We start from the raw sequence: 13981 nt of genomic DNA, 5'->3' as shown, positions 1-13981 counted from the left end.
TAAAAAGGTGCATAAATTCGGAGAGGACTTTTCATGCGTAAAATCTTCGTGGCCTTTCTGGCCGTCTTGTTGATGCAATTTCATTCGCCTTCTGCCTTCGCCGCCAATCTTATTGCCAGGATCAGCCTTTCTTCTCAAACCATGACTGTGTCACAGAACGGTTTCGTGCGGTATCGCTGGAAGGTATCCACCGCGCGCAAGGGCTATGTCACGCCGCAGGGAAGCTGGAGCGCCAAGTGGCTTTCGAGGAACCATCGGTCGCGCAAGTACGATAACGCGCCAATGCCCTATGCGGTCTTCTTCAACGGCGGTTACGCTGTCCACGCGACATTCGACCTCAAGCGCCTCGGCCGTCCGGCCTCGCACGGCTGTATCCGTCTGCATCCGGAAAATGCAGCAGAGTTCTTCTCGCTTGCCAGCCAGTACGGGTTGAAGAATACCAAGATCGTCGTTACCCGCTGACCGGACACGGTTGTGAGGCTGGCGGCAACGCCAGCCTCACAACGTTTGTCACGCTCAGTTCAGATCGATGACGATCTTGCCGAACGCCCCGCGATCGAGGTGGTCGAGAGCCGTGTGCAGGTCTTCCAGCGGATAGCGTGCGTCGATGACGGGTTTGATGCCTGTCGAATCGATGGCCCGGACGAAATCCTCAAAGGCCCGCCGATGGCCGACGCTGATGCCCTGGATGGTTGGCGACTTCAAAAGGAGCGGTGCGGCTGGACCGGCAATCTCGAAACCTTCGAAAACGCCGATGACCGAGATTTGTCCGTGAACCGCCACGGCACGGATCGACTGCCCGAGATTGGGACCGCCGGCAATTTCCAGGATGTGATGGGCGCCTACGTCGCCGGTGATCCTGTAGACCGCCTCGACCCAGTCCTCGTTGCTGCTGTTGATGCCGTGGTCGGCGCCAAGCGCCTTCGCGCGTTCCAGTTTCCCGGCGCTGCGTGAGGTGACGATCACGGTGGCGCCATGCGCCTTGGCGATCTGAAGCCCGAACAATGCGACGCCGCCAGTGCCCTGGACGAGCACGGTCGACCCGGCCTTGAGTTTGCCGAGTTCGATCAACGCGAACCATGCGGTCAGGCCGGCGACGGGCAGGGTGCTTGCCTCGGCGTCATCAAGGCTGTGAGGCGACGCGACAAACCAGCTCTCGGGGAACACCACGTAATCGGCAAGTACGCCCTGGTATGCACCGCCAAGGGTCTTGTAGGCCGGCGTGCGGGCATTGCCGTTGTCTCCGGCATCGATCCAGTCGGGCTTGAAGGTGGACATCACCCGGTCGCCGGGCTTGAAGCGGGTGACGCCCGTTCCGACCGCATCGACCACGCCGGCCATGTCTGAAACGGGAACAAAGGGATCGGGAAGCGTCAGCCCCATGCCCGTCTCGATCACCAGCTTGTCGCGATAATTGAGCGACGCGGCCGAGACCTTCACCCGGATTTCACCTTGTCCCGCTTCGGGGATCGCTACCCTCTCGAGTTTCAGCGTGTCGCGGCCGATCGCCGTCATCGACCAGCGCCTCATCATATCAGTCATGTTTCGTCTCCTGCATTTTGATTGTTTCAAGCGATGAGGCGAAACTAGCATTGCGTTTCATTCGCCAGTGGCGATATGATTTCCGCTCATTGGTTCCTATAAGGCTACAAAGCAGATGAATGATCGTTTGAATGGCGTGTCTGTCTTTGTCGATGCCGTCGAAGCCGACAGCTTTTCCGCGGCAGCCCAGCGGCTGAACCTGTCACGTTCGGCTGTCGGCAAGACCATCGCCCGGCTGGAAGACCGGCTCGGCACCCGGCTTTTTCATCGCACCACGCGCAGCCAGACGCTGACCGAGGATGGGCAGATTTTTTACGAGCGCTGCCTTCGGGCGCTGGAGGAGTTGCGCGCCGGCGAGGCGATGCTCGAATCAGGGCGCAAGGAGGTGGCCGGCCGCCTGCGGGTCTCCATGCCGGTCCTGTTCGGCCGCCGCTGTGTCGCGCCGATTCTGCTGAAGCTTGCCGGCGAGCACCCGAAGCTCGAACTCGACCTGAATTTCACCGACAGCCGGGTCGATATCCTCGAAGACGGATTCGATCTCGCCATCCGCAACGGCCCGCTTGGCGAATGGCCGGGATTGATGACGCGCCGCCTGGCGCATCAACGCATGACGGTCTGCGCCTCTCCGGATTATCTGCGCATCCATGGCGAACCGAAGGCCAGGGAAGAGCTGCTTGACCACCATGCGATCCTGTATGCCCGATCCGGGCGTATCCGCTCATGGCTTTTCCCTGTGGAGGGTGGACCGGATGCGGAAATCCTGCCGCGTTCGCGCATGCGCTTCGATGATCTGGAAATGATCGCCGATGCCGGTGTCGCCGGGCTCGGGCTTGTCTGGCTGCCCTGCTGGCTCGTCCAGCAGAGGGTCCGGGACGGCAGCCTTGTCCGGCTCTTCGAAAACGAACGCCGTCTGTCTTTCGACTGCCACGCCGTCTGGCCGCAGACGCCGCATCTGCCGCTAAGAGTACGGCTTGCCATCGACGCGCTGGCTGCCGACCTGCCTGCCGCCACCGATCTTTGACGGCAGGGTTTCTCTCGCATATCTTGATGTTTGCGCAACACCGTTGTTCTAAATGCAACTCTTGGGCTCAAGGCCATTGGCTTTTCAGCCGCATTTACCTATAGGTTCGCCAAAACATGTATTCTAAAGAGGTATGGGCGTGACAGCTACATTCGACAAGGTTGCCGACATCATTGCAGAAACCAGCGAGATCGATCGCGAGACGATCACGCCTGAAAGCCACACCATCGACGATCTCGGTATCGACAGCCTGGACTTCCTCGACATCGTCTTTGCGATCGACAAGGAATTCGGCATCAAGATCCCGCTTGAGCAGTGGACGCAGGAAGTCAACGAAGGCAAGGTTTCGACGGAAGAGTATTTCGTCCTGAAGAACCTTTGCGCCAAGATCGACGAACTGAAAGCCGCCAAGGGCTGAATGAAAATATCCTGCGTTTAACACGCGGGAACACGTGCATGAACCACATCAATGCCGCCTGTCGCGTGGACTGCGCTTGACAGGCGGCATTTGCGTTTTTACTTGACGGTCGCATGATCGCGCCGCCGGACCAGTTTCGGGCGGGGTCATGCGCGGATTTGAAATCCGGAGCATTCCTGGCGCTCACTTCGAAGCGCCGCGCTCCGGGCCAAGCTGGATTTGCTCCTGATGCTCCTTGAATATTTTCAGATGATCGATCGGGTCGAAACGGTCGATCTCAACGCCAAGACGCTGACAGCGCGATCGGTGGTTCCTGCCAAAAGCCCCGTGTTTGAGGGGCATTTTCCCGGCTATCCTCTGGTTCCCGGCGTCCTCTTGATCGAGACGATGGCGCAGGCTTGCGGTTTTCTCGTTCTGGCCGCCACCGATTTTGCCGCCATGCCGTTTTTGATGTCGGTCGACAGCGCCAAGATGCGCACCTTTGTCGAGCCGGAAGCGGTACTCGATATCGAGGCCTTCCTGGAACATGACGGCTCGGGCTTTGCGGTCGTGAAGGCAAAAATCACCTCGCAGGGCAAGAAGGTCTGCGATGCACAGTTGAAACTGCGGACCATGCCGTTCGATCAGGTGCCGCTTGGCCCGATCGTCAGGAAACGTGCCGAAGAAGTGGGGCTGATGGCCGCGATGGCTGTTTCGGCCGCGACGGGGGAATGACGATGAGCAAGTCCGCCAATGATGTTGTGATCACCGGTGTCGGCATCGTCACCAGCCAGGGTGTCGGCACCGAGGTGCACTCAGCCCTTCTGACTGCCGGTCAGCCGCCGGTGGTTCGTGTCGATACCGAACGTTTCGCCCCCTATCCGATCCATCCGCTGCCGGAGATCGACTGGTCCCAGCAGATCGCCAAGCGTGGCGACCAGCGCCAGATGGAAAACTGGCAGCGCCTCGGCGTCTTCAGCGCCGGCCTTGCGCTTGACGATGCCGGCTTCAAGGACGATCTGGAAGCCTGCGGCAGCATGGACATGATCGTGGCGGCCGGTGGCGGCGAGCGCGACATCAATGTCGATTCGCTGATCGTCGATGAAGCCCTGAAGCGCAACGACCGCGAACAGCTGCTCAACGAAAAACTGACGACCGAACTGCGCCCGACATTGTTCCTGGCGCAGCTTTCCAATCTGATGGCCGGCAATATTTCCATCGTTCACAAGGTCACGGGCTCGTCGCGCACCTTCATGGGTGAAGAGGGGGCCGGTATTTCGGCGATCGAAACCGCCTTTGCCCGCATCAAGGCCGGACAATCGACCCACACGCTGGTTGGCGGCGCTTTCGTGGCCGAGCGGCTCGACATGATCCTCCTGATCGAAGCCGTCCAGGGGCATGCGCTTGGCGACCATCACCCGATCTGGTCGCGCAAGCCGGAAAACGGCGGCGGCATGATCACCGGCTCGGTCGGTGCCTTCCTGATGCTGGAATCGCGGGAACATGCGACCGCCCGTGGCGCCCACATCTATGCGACGATCGACGCCGTCGGCGGAGCCCGGGGCAGCCGCGAAGGCGACCGGCTGGAAAAGCGCCTGCGGTATCTTTCCGAACCTGCCGGTGATGCCGATCCGTCTTCGACGGTGGTCTTTTCCGGCACGACCGGTTTTTACGATCTCGCGGCTCGCGAAAAAGCGTTTCTCGACGCGCGGTTCCCGAAGGCCGCGGTGCGCGCCTATGGCGGGCTCGTGGGCCATGCTCTTGAATCCCAGTTTCCCCTGGGCCTTGCCTTCGCGGCACTGTCATTGGGAGCGGGCGCGAGGGTGCCGCCTTTCGATCCGGCGGCCGAGGCCCCCATGGAAAAGCCCGCAAAGACCGCCATCGTCACGACGATCGGCCATACGCGCGGCGAAGGCATCGCCGTTCTTTCGGCAGAAGAATAAGGAGCGGCAGACATGACCAGCGCTTACAAGGATCATCTCGGTCGCCCGCTGATCGCCGTCACCGGCATGGGCGTCATCACCTCGCTCGGACAGGGCGTCGAGGACAACTGGAAGGCTCTGACATCAGGCGTTTCCGGCATCCACAAGATCACCCGTTTTCCGACAGAGGGGCTTTCGACCCGAATCAGCGGAACCGTCGATTTCATTGATATTCCAGCCGAAAACTCCGTCGAGCGTTCCTACGCCTTTGCCCGCGAAACGACGGCGGAAGCCTTGGCGCAGGCCGGCCTGTCCGGCGATTTCAACGGTCCGCTGTTTCTGGCGGCCCCGCCGATCGAGCCGGAATGGAGCGCCCGCTTCGAACTGGCCGACCGGGCAAAGCCGTCCGAAAAGCCGGGCGATGCCTATAACCGCTTTCTCGCAGCAATGCGCGAACGCGGCGATGCGGGCTTCCACGAGGCCTCGCTGTTCGGCGCGATTTCCGAGCGTCTGTCCGACCGGTTCGGAACGCGCGGCCTGCCCGTGACCCTGTCGACGGCATGTGCCTCCGGTGCGACGGCCATCCAGCTTGGCGTCGAAGCGATCCGCCAAGGGCGCACCGACCGGGCGCTGACGGTTGCCACGGATGGTTCGGTCAGTGCCGAAGCGTTGATCCGGTTCGCACTTCTGTCGGCTCTCTCGACCCAGAACGATCCGCCGGAGCGGGCGTCGAAGCCTTTCTCCAAGGACCGCGACGGTTTCGTCATCGCCGAAGGTGCTGCGACGCTGGTACTCGAATCGCTGGAAGCAGCCGTGGCGCGTGGCGCGCGGATTTACGGCATCCTGAAGGGATGCGGCGAGAAGGCCGATTCGTTCCACCGTACGCGCTCTTCGCCCGATGGCGGCCCGGCGATTGCGACGATCCGCGCGGCGCTTGCCGATGCTGGTCTGAGCGAAGGTGACATCGGCTATATCAACGCCCATGGCACGTCGACGCCGGAAAATGACAAGATGGAATATGGCGCGATGCTGTCGGTGTTCGGCGAGGCGCTGCCGTCCATTCCCGTTTCGTCGAACAAGTCGATGATCGGCCATACGCTCACCGCCGCCGGCGCCGTCGAGGCCGTGTTCTCGCTGCAGACGATCCTCACCGGCACGCTCCCGCCGACGATCAACTATCAGAACCCCGATCCATCCATCATTCTCGATGTCGTGCCCAACGTGAAGCGGGATGCCAAGGTGACGGCGGTCCTGTCGAACTCCTTCGGCTTCGGCGGCCAGAATGCCAGCCTTGTCATGGCGGCAGAACCGGCCTAATCGGGCACACGACACTTTTCGATGAAAGACGCCCCCCGGGCTTAAGGACTTATATCATGCGCGCTTTGCAACTGGTCGACGACCGCAAGCTGGAAATCACCGATCTTCCCGAACCGGAAGCACCGGGTCCCGGTGAAGTCACGCTGCGCGTCAAGGCCGTCGCGCTCAATCATATCGATGTCTGGGGCTGGCGCGGCATGGCGTTTGCCAAGCGCAAGATGCCGCTGGTGATCGGCGCGGAAGCCTCCGGCGTGGTCGACCAGATCGGCCCAGGCGTCGCCAATGTTCTGCCGGGGCAGCTTGTCTCGATCTATGGCGCGCGCACCTGCGGCCTCTGCCGTCCGTGCCGCGAAGGCCGTGACAATCTCTGCGAACATGTCGGCGGCGTGCATGGCTTTCATCTCGACGGCTTTGCCCAGGAGAAGGTCAATCTTCCCGCGCGCCTGCTGGTTCCGGCCCCTCCGGGTGTGGATGCTGTTGCCGCGGCCGTGGCGCCGGTGACGTTCGGCACCGTCGAGCACATGCTGTTCGACAATGCCAAGCTGGAACCCGGCGAAACCATCCTCATTCACGCTGGTGGTTCCGGCATCGGCTCGGCGGCGATCCAGCTTGCCAAGAAGATCGGCTGTACCGTCATCACCACCGTCGGCTCCGACGACAAGATCGAGAGGGCCAAGGCGCTCGGCGCCGATCACGTCATCAACTATCGCGTCGATCGCTTCGAAGGTGTCGTGCGCAAGCTGACCAAGAAGAAGGGTGTCGATGTCGTCTTCGAACATGTCGGCAAGGATACCTGGGCGGCGTCGATGTTCTGCCTGAAGCGGGGCGGGCGTCTGGTGACCTGCGGCTCGACCTCCGGCGTCTCGACCGAGATGAACCTGATGATGCTGTTCCAGCAGCAGCTGAAGCTGCTCGGCTCGTTCGGTTGCCGCATGGAAAACATGGCGGATGCCATGCAGAAGATGGCGCGGGGCCTCGTGCATCCCGTTATCGATACCGAAGTCGGCTTCTCCGAGATCGACAAGGCGCTGGAGCGGATGGAAACCCGCCAGGTCTTCGGCAAAATCATTCTGCGGATGGACTGAATACCGTGCGCATGCTGATCACACGGCTGGTTCTTTCGGCGGAGCGTTTTCGCCAGTGGTCGATCGCCCAGTTCGTTTTTCTGCTGCTGGGCACGCTGAAGCTGTTTCCTGCAAGAGGTGCCATCGAGTTTGCCGACCGGTTCACCCGCTGGCTCGGACCGAAGCTGAAGGCGCGCCACAGACTGACGCTCACCAATCTGCGCAACGCCTTTCCGGAAAAGAGCGAAGCCGAGATTGAGGCGATCGCGCTGGAAAGCTGGGGAAGCATCGGGCGGCTCGCTGCCGAATACGTCTTCCTTGACGAGATCTTCGATTTCGACCCGGCAAACCCGAAGCCGGGCCGTATCGAGGTTTCCGGCATCCCGCTGTTCCTGGAACTGCGCGACAATCCCCGGCCGTTCATCGTCTTCACCGCCCATAGCGGTAATTTCGAGCTCCTGCCGGTCGCAAGCGCCGCCTTTGGCCTTGATGTGACGGTGCTTTTCCGTCCGCCGAACAATCCCTATGTTGCTGAAAAGGTCTTCGATTTTCGCAAACAGCGCATGGGCAATCTCGTTCCCTCACATGCCGGCTCGTCGTTTACACTCGCCCGCAAGCTGGAAGCGGGGGGCGCTGTCGGCGTGCTGGTCGACCAGAAATTCCGCAAGGGCCTGACGACCACGTTCTTCGGCCGGGATGTCCGGACCAATCCTTTGCTGGCCAAGCTAGTGCGCCAGTTCAATTGTGAAGTCTATCCGGCCCGCTCCATCCGCCTGCCGGGCGGACGCTTTCGTCTTGAGATCGAGCCGGCCATCGAGATTCCGCGCAAGCCGGACGGAAGCGTCGATGTCAACGCGACGGCGCAACTGCTCAACGACAAGGTTGAGAGCTGGGTGCGCGAATATCCCGGGCAGTGGCTCTGGTATCATGATCGCTGGAACATCAAGAAGAGCCTGAAAGACTGAGCGTAGTCTTCAGCCATCGATCGCTTTTAGAGAATCAGGTCCTACGCGTGTTTTGCTTTGGTGGAATCGGCTCGGCAGTCTTTAGTCTTCGGCGTCACGGTCTGATTTTTTGCACCATGGGTGTTTCATCGTCCTGGAGGTGGACTCCAGTTAAAAATGCCGCGTGATTTTGTCTCATCTTTTCTCGGATGCCTAAATAAGTTCGCCGGTAACGTTTCAGGTCATTTTTGAGGTGTTGAACACGTCTTCGTTGGGTGTAAACTTACACGACTATAGTAGGGCGATTGCAAACGCTTCGGGTTGAGAAATAAGCGTTATTCAATCGATTTAAACTTGGGTGGCGCTCAATTTTCCGAAACTCGATGCGAGTGAATGGGAAGATCGGGCGGGAGTGGGGTGGAAATTGAAGCTACTGATCGATCTCTTCTGGTTCAAATATTCTCAGCTGCGATACGCAGTCAAATCCGGCGACGACCTCCTGATCAGTATTCTTGATCGCGAGATCGAGCCCGTTTTGAGTTCTATTTATCAGGAAAGGGCGGAGACTGTCGCCGACGCCCGCTTGCAATTCCAGTTCATTCTGGATCTGCTGCGCAAGGAAGCCGACGATGTGTCCAGCGTGTTGCGTCAGCGCGACGCGCTGCAAATGCTGGCGGAGCGTTATTTTTCCACGGGAAGTGGCGAGATTCTTGGAAAACTGGGAGTATCGTCTCCGGCTCCCGTTGCCGCGTTGAAGGGGCGGGTGGATGAGGGATTCCTCAATGAGGCGATCCTCGACTGTCTGCCGGATCGGATTGCGGTCATTACGCCAGACTACCGCTACCTCTACACCAATCCCGTCAACGCATCGCGCCTCGAAGAGCGCCCGATGGATCTTGTCGGCCGCCATATTGTCGAATTCGTCGGCATCCAGCGTTTCGAACAGCGGGTCAAGCCCAACCTTGACAAATGTTTTTCCGGTGAAAAGGTGGATTATACCTTTGCCAAGGACGTCGATAATCGAACGATCGTCGTGCGTTGCCGGATGACGCCGTGCCTGTCGGGCACCGGCAAGATCATCGGCGCGATCCTGATGCTTCAGGAAATCGCCGATCGCCGCCGCTCGATCGCCGCCTGAGTTCGAAAGGCGAGGGCGGCTGAACCTCGCTCACGTCCATCTATCGCTATTTGTCCGACCAGACGGCCAGTTCGTATCCGTCCGGATCCTGGAAATGGAAACGCCTTCCACCGGGAAAGGAGAATGTCTCCACCACGATGCGGGCACCTGCCGCTTCCAGCCGTGCCTGTGTTGCGGCGAGATTGTCCGCATAGAGGATCACCAGCGGCCCGCCCGGTCTCACCGTTCCGGTCGTCAGTCCGCCGGTCAGCCGGCCGTCGGTGAATTCGCAATATTCCGGGCCGTATTCGGTGAACGACCAGCCGAACGCTGCCCCGTAGAACGCCTTTGAGCGGGCGATGTCGGCGACCGCGAACTCGATGTTGTCGATCTGGCGATCGATGCCCTTCTGTCCCATATGCGTCTTCCTTCTTACGATTCCAGCAGTTTTTTCAATGTGCTGAGGTCTTTCTGGACCCAGTTGGCGTCCGTGTCGAATTGTTCTTCGCTCATGCCCGGCAGTTTCAGCAACGTGAACATGACCTCCGCGCCGTCGCCGTTCGGCACGACGCGCAGCGCATTGTTCACTTCAAGGCCTGATTCCATCGTCACGAGGTGGTCGAGCACGCCAAAATCGTTGAGCGCTGTGAAATGCACCCGGACGCTGCCGAGGGGGCCGTGTGCCACCCAGTCCTCGCCATCCGGCTCCAGCCCGGTCCCAAGCCCGGATGCCCAGAGCGGCATGTTTTCCGGCTTGGCGGCAAACGCGTATACATCGCGCCAGTCCCTTTCGATATCGATATGGACGATTTTCGCTTCCATCACAGGCACGGCATTTTCCTTTCCTCTGGCTGCAACCGAGCATGCCGCCATCGCCTCGCAAAATCTTGAACAAAACGGACAATCAGACGAGTTGCCGCCGGATATCGGTCGGAGACAAGCCTGCCAGCGTCTTTACCTCGCGTGACATGTGCGCCTGATCGGCATAGCAGGCCTCGAACGCCAGTATCGACAGGGCATCGCCCCGGGCTGATCTGAAGAGGCGAAGAAGACGCTGGAAACGCAGGATCCGGTCGAGGGTTTTAGGGCCGTAGCCAAACTGTTCAATGCAGCGCCGCCGGAATGTCCGCTCGCCGTAACCAAGGTCTCGGGACAGGTTTCGGATCGTATCCTCGCCGTCGCCGCGTTCTTGCGCCAGATAGGCGAAGGTTCGCCGCATATCGGCGGCGGGCGGGGTCGTTTCGAGGGCTCGCCGCTGCAAGACGGCTTGCAGCAGCGACAGCTTTTCGGCGATTGACGGTGCTTCAAGCAGACGCTGGTGAAGCTCGATCCCGAAGGCTCCCCACAGATCGGAGAGAGCGACCGTCTCTCCCGTTATCTCGGCCAGTGACAGGTTCAGCCATGCGGCCGCCGCTCCAGGCTGAAAGCGGATGCCGATGACGGTCGTGCCTGGCTGCAATGGTGGAAACGCGGCGGTTCTATCGGGGCCGACGATACAAAGACCGCTCTCCGACCAGATGATATCGCTGCAGCCATCGGGCACGACGGCAATGCGTTTGTCGAAGTCTCGTGGAAGGCTGTGCGACCAGATACAACGAAAATGGGCCGCCAGGGGTGCTGCCGGCCGCCACTCCCGGTAGTTTCCGGCAGATGATGCCATGACCAGCTCTTTCGGTCCCGTCCTCAACTGTCGTCCTCCGCATTTCCGCCTGATCGCGCGATGCGCTCAAACGCTGCTTCAAGCTGTCCGAAGCTTATCCGGCCCGTCCGGAAAAGTCTCGCTTTTGACAACAATCACTTGTCGTTAATCGATTTGAGTGCCAAAACTCCGTCAGCATTCGCAAGGCGTATTCCGGCATCCCGTGCCGAACAAAATCGTCCTGCACAGTTCAATCTGGTGGAGTTGCGCGCACGCTCATCCGGGCTTTGGCCGCTTCACTGTCTAACGGAGGCACATACGTGGCACAGGCAGAAATCGGCCTTATCGGTCTTGGCGTTATGGGATCGAATCTGGCGCTCAACATTGCCGAGAAAGGCAACAAGATTGCCGTCTTCAACCGCACGGTCGAAGCGACGCGGAAATTTTATGCCGAAGCCGGCGCATTGCAGAGCCAGATCGTGCCGTGCGAAACCATCGAGGAATTCGTCGCCGCCATCCGCCCGCCGCGGCCGATCATCATCATGATCAAGGCCGGCGAGCCGGTCGACCAGCAGATGGAACTGCTCAAGCCGTATCTCGAGAACAACGACATCATGATCGATGCCGGCAACGCCAATTTCCGCGACACGATGCGCCGGTTCGACAATCTCAAGGACAGCGGCCTGACCTTCATCGGCATGGGCGTGTCCGGCGGCGAGGAGGGCGCGCGTCATGGCCCGTCGATCATGGTCGGCGGCAAGGAAGAGTCCTGGAAGCGCGTCGAGAAGGTGCTGACTTCGATCGCCGCCAAATACAATGAAGACCCCTGCGTTGCGTGGCTTGGCGAAAACGGCGCCGGTCATTTCGTCAAGACCATCCACAACGGCATCGAATATGCCGACATGCAGATGATCGCCGAAATCTACGGCATCCTGCGCGACGGCCTGAAGATGAGCGCGACCGAAATCGGCGAGGTTTTTGGCACCTGGAACAAGGGACGCCTCAATTCCTACCTGATCGAAATCACCGAGATCGTCCTGAAAGCCGCCGACCCGATCACCGGCAAGCCGATTGTCGATCTCATCCTCGACAAGGCCGGCCAGAAGGGCACCGGCAAGTGGTCGGTGATCGAAGCGCAGAACATGGGCATCCCGGCAACTGCCATTGAGGCAGCTGTCGCCGCCCGCAGCATCTCGTCCGTCAAGAGCGAGCGTGAGGCCGCTGAAAAGGTGCTCGGCCTGCCGGATGTCGGTGAGTTCAAAGTCGCCGACAAGGCTGCCTTCCTCAAGGACCTCGAAAGCGCGCTGCTGGCTGCCAAGATCGGTGCCTATGCGCAAGGGTTCGCCGTCATGGCGCAGGCCTCGCGCGAGTTCGGCTGGAACCTGCCGATGCCGACGATCGCCAGGATCTGGCGTGCCGGCTGCATCATCCGCTCGGCCTTCCTCGACGAGATCACCACGGCCTTCACCAAGGATCCGAACGTCGCCAACCTGATCGTTACGCCGGCCTTCGCCACCATGGTCAAGGAGACCGATGGCGCGCTTCGCCGGGTCGTTTCCGCTGCCGCTCTCGGCGGCCTGCCGGTTCCGGCTCTCGCATCCGCGCTTGGCTATTTCGACAGCTATCGCCGCGGCCGTGGCACGGCAAACGTCATCCAGGCCCAGCGCGACTTTTTTGGCGCACACGGCTTTGACCGCACCGACGGCGCCGACGCGCATCACGGCCCGTGGGGCAGTGGCCTGAACGCCTGATAAGATGGCCTGATTGCCGCAAGGATACGCTTTGGAACGGCCGCTGATTATCAGCGGCCGTTCTGCTTTCTGCGTCTCAGTTCTGAAGAACGGGAAAGCTCAGCGTCTGCAGTTCTATCGCGGACTGGCCTTCAATGCGGGCAATCACCGCCTTTGCCAGTTCGCGTCCAGCCAGCCGGAAATCTTCCCTGAGCGTGATGACTTCGGGCCTGAGCCACTGAAGGAGGTCGTTCGACTGCTTCGAGACCATGTCGACATCGCGTGCGAGCTTCAATCCCGCCGCTTCAATTCCGGCAACGAGCGCCACGGCGCCGCCGCCGCTGCCCGAGATCATGCCGTCGGGGGCATCCGGCGCCTGCATCGCAGCCTCGCAGGCCGCGCGGATATCCGCCAGGCTGTCATCGAGATCGACCTTGTTGAACGGAACCGCGGTCGCGCCGAAATCCCGCAGGCCCCGCTCGAAGCCGGAACGCATGTGCATATGATAGGTCAAAGACGGTGGCGGATGCAAAAGCATGATACGCCGCCTACCACGCTCCACCAGCATGCGCACGGCGTCATAGGCGAAGCGCTCGTTGTCGAAGTCATGATAGGGATGGACAAGGCCCATTTCCGTGCGGCCGTGCGTGCCGAACGGAAAGTTGCGCTCCATCATCAGCGCGACGCGCGGATCCTTCGGCTCCGTGCGCGAGATGATGACGCCGTCGGCTGCTCCCGTATCCAGAACGTAGCGCACCGGATCGAGCGGATCGCTGCGGGTGCTATAGGGCGTGATGACCAGGTGATACTGGGTGGTGGCGAGGATTTCCGAGATGCCGACCACCATCGGGCTCGTGAGGCCGATGAATTCCTCTTCGAGGCTGAGGATCAGGCTGATGACGTTTGTCTTGCCGGTGCGCAGCCGCACGCCTGCGCGGTTTGGATAGTATCCGACCTGCGCCGCAACGAGCCGCACGCGCTCCTTCGTTTCGGCGCCGATATCGGGAGCATCCTTCAGCGCGCGCGATACCGTGGTGATGCCGAGGCCTGTCATGAAGGCAATTGTCTTCAGGGTGGGACGTTCATTCGGTGAGGGGGGCATGTTTGCCGGCCTGCTCTTGGTTTTCTCGTCCATTCCCCGCCCATCGCCTTCCCGTATTCAGGCGCAACGTCGCATGGACGGCGTTTGCCTGCAGCGAGCCCCTACGCTCTTGTCCGCCTTATATACGATTTATGATATATGGGCACCCATCGCCCGTTCTCTCCCTAATGCCAAAATCTGTAACGA

General features: G+C 60.5%; 15 protein-coding genes. 10 read left to right on the top strand and 5 right to left on the bottom strand.

Going from position 1 to position 13981, the window contains the following annotated elements; translation table 11 throughout:
• The first annotated feature begins 33 nt into the window (after nt 1-33).
• On the top strand, nt 34-462 hold the full coding sequence (locus tag J2Z75_RS03400) for a L,D-transpeptidase (protein ID WP_209847760.1): 429 nt from the start codon (nt 34-36) through the stop codon (nt 460-462).
• A 54-nt stretch (nt 463-516) separates the two neighbouring features.
• On the opposite strand, the gene J2Z75_RS03395 is transcribed toward J2Z75_RS03400, so the two are convergent.
• Nucleotides 517-1542: a zinc-dependent alcohol dehydrogenase family protein gene (locus tag J2Z75_RS03395; RefSeq protein WP_234937104.1), complete on the bottom strand. Its 1026-nt coding sequence runs from the start codon at nt 1540-1542 to the stop codon at nt 517-519.
• 115 nt (nt 1543-1657) lie between these two features.
• Here J2Z75_RS03395 and J2Z75_RS03390 point away from each other — a divergent pair, with 115 nt between their 5' ends.
• The 8 genes from J2Z75_RS03390 (at nt 1658) to J2Z75_RS03355 (ending at nt 9345) form a co-directional block, all read left to right on the top strand.
• Entirely contained in the window at nt 1658-2563 is a 906-nt protein-coding gene (locus J2Z75_RS03390; protein WP_209847754.1) for a LysR family transcriptional regulator, read from the top strand.
• A 133-nt stretch (nt 2564-2696) separates the two neighbouring features.
• On the top strand, nt 2697-2981 hold the full coding sequence (locus J2Z75_RS03385; protein ID WP_092662234.1) for an acyl carrier protein: 285 nt from the start codon (nt 2697-2699) through the stop codon (nt 2979-2981).
• Nucleotides 2982-3209: 228 nt separating this feature from the next.
• On the top strand, nt 3210-3695 hold the full coding sequence (locus J2Z75_RS03380) for a 3-hydroxyacyl-ACP dehydratase FabZ family protein (protein WP_209847751.1): 486 nt from the start codon (nt 3210-3212) through the stop codon (nt 3693-3695).
• 2 nt (nt 3696-3697) lie between these two features.
• Nucleotides 3698-4903 (top strand): beta-ketoacyl-ACP synthase, encoded by a 1206-nt coding sequence (locus J2Z75_RS03375; protein WP_209847747.1) that lies wholly within the window; start codon nt 3698-3700, stop codon nt 4901-4903.
• Between the two features lie 12 nt (nt 4904-4915).
• Nucleotides 4916-6199: a beta-ketoacyl-ACP synthase gene (locus J2Z75_RS03370; protein ID WP_209847744.1), complete on the top strand. Its 1284-nt coding sequence runs from the start codon at nt 4916-4918 to the stop codon at nt 6197-6199.
• 56 nt (nt 6200-6255) lie between these two features.
• Nucleotides 6256-7284 carry a zinc-binding dehydrogenase gene (locus tag J2Z75_RS03365; protein ID WP_209847741.1) on the top strand — a complete coding sequence of 343 codons (1029 nt, stop codon included), beginning with the start codon at nt 6256-6258 and terminating at the stop codon, nt 7282-7284.
• A gap of 11 nt (nt 7285-7295) precedes the next feature.
• Nucleotides 7296-8228, top strand: a complete 933-nt coding sequence (locus J2Z75_RS03360) for a lipid A biosynthesis lauroyl acyltransferase (protein WP_209848765.1) — start codon at nt 7296-7298, stop codon at nt 8226-8228.
• Nucleotides 8229-8631: 403 nt separating this feature from the next.
• The gene (locus tag J2Z75_RS03355) at nt 8632-9345 is read left to right on the top strand and encodes a PAS domain-containing protein (RefSeq protein WP_209847738.1); all 714 of its coding nucleotides are present in this window, start codon (nt 8632-8634) and stop codon (nt 9343-9345) included.
• Between the two features lie 46 nt (nt 9346-9391).
• Here J2Z75_RS03355 and J2Z75_RS03350 read toward each other — a convergent pair whose 3' ends face one another.
• The 3 genes from J2Z75_RS03350 to J2Z75_RS03340 all read right to left on the bottom strand — a co-directional run bounded on the left by J2Z75_RS03350 (nt 9392) and on the right by J2Z75_RS03340 (nt 10984).
• Entirely contained in the window at nt 9392-9742 is a 351-nt protein-coding gene (locus tag J2Z75_RS03350) for a VOC family protein (RefSeq protein ID WP_209847735.1), read from the bottom strand.
• 14 nt (nt 9743-9756) lie between these two features.
• Nucleotides 9757-10155, bottom strand: coding sequence for an SRPBCC family protein (locus J2Z75_RS03345; protein WP_209847732.1), 399 nt, complete (start codon nt 10153-10155; stop codon nt 9757-9759).
• Between the two features lie 73 nt (nt 10156-10228).
• Nucleotides 10229-10984 (bottom strand): helix-turn-helix domain-containing protein, encoded by a 756-nt coding sequence (locus tag J2Z75_RS03340; protein ID WP_209847728.1) that lies wholly within the window; start codon nt 10982-10984, stop codon nt 10229-10231.
• 299 nt (nt 10985-11283) lie between these two features.
• Here J2Z75_RS03340 and gndA point away from each other — a divergent pair, with 299 nt between their 5' ends.
• Nucleotides 11284-12714 carry an NADP-dependent phosphogluconate dehydrogenase gene (gene gndA / locus J2Z75_RS03335; RefSeq protein ID WP_209847725.1) on the top strand — a complete coding sequence of 477 codons (1431 nt, stop codon included), beginning with the start codon at nt 11284-11286 and terminating at the stop codon, nt 12712-12714.
• 76 nt (nt 12715-12790) lie between these two features.
• Here gndA and J2Z75_RS03330 read toward each other — a convergent pair whose 3' ends face one another.
• Nucleotides 12791-13828, bottom strand: a complete 1038-nt coding sequence (locus J2Z75_RS03330) for a LacI family transcriptional regulator (protein WP_209847721.1) — start codon at nt 13826-13828, stop codon at nt 12791-12793.
• Between the last annotated feature and the right edge of the window lie 153 nt (nt 13829-13981).

Source organism: Rhizobium herbae (assembly GCF_017873135.1).
GTDB lineage: Bacteria > Pseudomonadota > Alphaproteobacteria > Rhizobiales > Rhizobiaceae > Pararhizobium > Pararhizobium herbae.
The sequence above is the reverse complement of the archived record's forward strand: the minus strand, read 5'-3'. Positions and strand labels throughout refer to the sequence as shown.

What these genes read in the sequence shown, in the direction of transcription:
- J2Z75_RS03400 (WP_209847760.1), top strand. Translation starts at nt 34, where the DNA reads ATGCGTAAAATCTTCGTGGCCTTTCTGGCCGTCTTGTTGATGCAATTT.
- J2Z75_RS03395 (WP_234937104.1), bottom strand. Translation starts at nt 1,542, where the DNA reads ATGACTGATATGATGAGGCGCTGGTCGATGACGGCGATCGGCCGCGAC.
- J2Z75_RS03390 (WP_209847754.1), top strand. Translation starts at nt 1,658, where the DNA reads ATGAATGATCGTTTGAATGGCGTGTCTGTCTTTGTCGATGCCGTCGAA.
- J2Z75_RS03385 (WP_092662234.1), top strand. Translation starts at nt 2,697, where the DNA reads ATGGGCGTGACAGCTACATTCGACAAGGTTGCCGACATCATTGCAGAA.
- J2Z75_RS03380 (WP_209847751.1), top strand. Translation starts at nt 3,210, where the DNA reads ATGCTCCTTGAATATTTTCAGATGATCGATCGGGTCGAAACGGTCGAT.
- J2Z75_RS03375 (WP_209847747.1), top strand. Translation starts at nt 3,698, where the DNA reads ATGAGCAAGTCCGCCAATGATGTTGTGATCACCGGTGTCGGCATCGTC.
- J2Z75_RS03370 (WP_209847744.1), top strand. Translation starts at nt 4,916, where the DNA reads ATGACCAGCGCTTACAAGGATCATCTCGGTCGCCCGCTGATCGCCGTC.
- J2Z75_RS03365 (WP_209847741.1), top strand. Translation starts at nt 6,256, where the DNA reads ATGCGCGCTTTGCAACTGGTCGACGACCGCAAGCTGGAAATCACCGAT.
- J2Z75_RS03360 (WP_209848765.1), top strand. Translation starts at nt 7,296, where the DNA reads ATGCTGATCACACGGCTGGTTCTTTCGGCGGAGCGTTTTCGCCAGTGG.
- J2Z75_RS03350 (WP_209847735.1), bottom strand. Translation starts at nt 9,742, where the DNA reads ATGGGACAGAAGGGCATCGATCGCCAGATCGACAACATCGAGTTCGCG.
- J2Z75_RS03340 (WP_209847728.1), bottom strand. Translation starts at nt 10,984, where the DNA reads ATGGCATCATCTGCCGGAAACTACCGGGAGTGGCGGCCGGCAGCACCC.
- J2Z75_RS03330 (WP_209847721.1), bottom strand. Translation starts at nt 13,828, where the DNA reads ATGGACGAGAAAACCAAGAGCAGGCCGGCAAACATGCCCCCCTCACCG.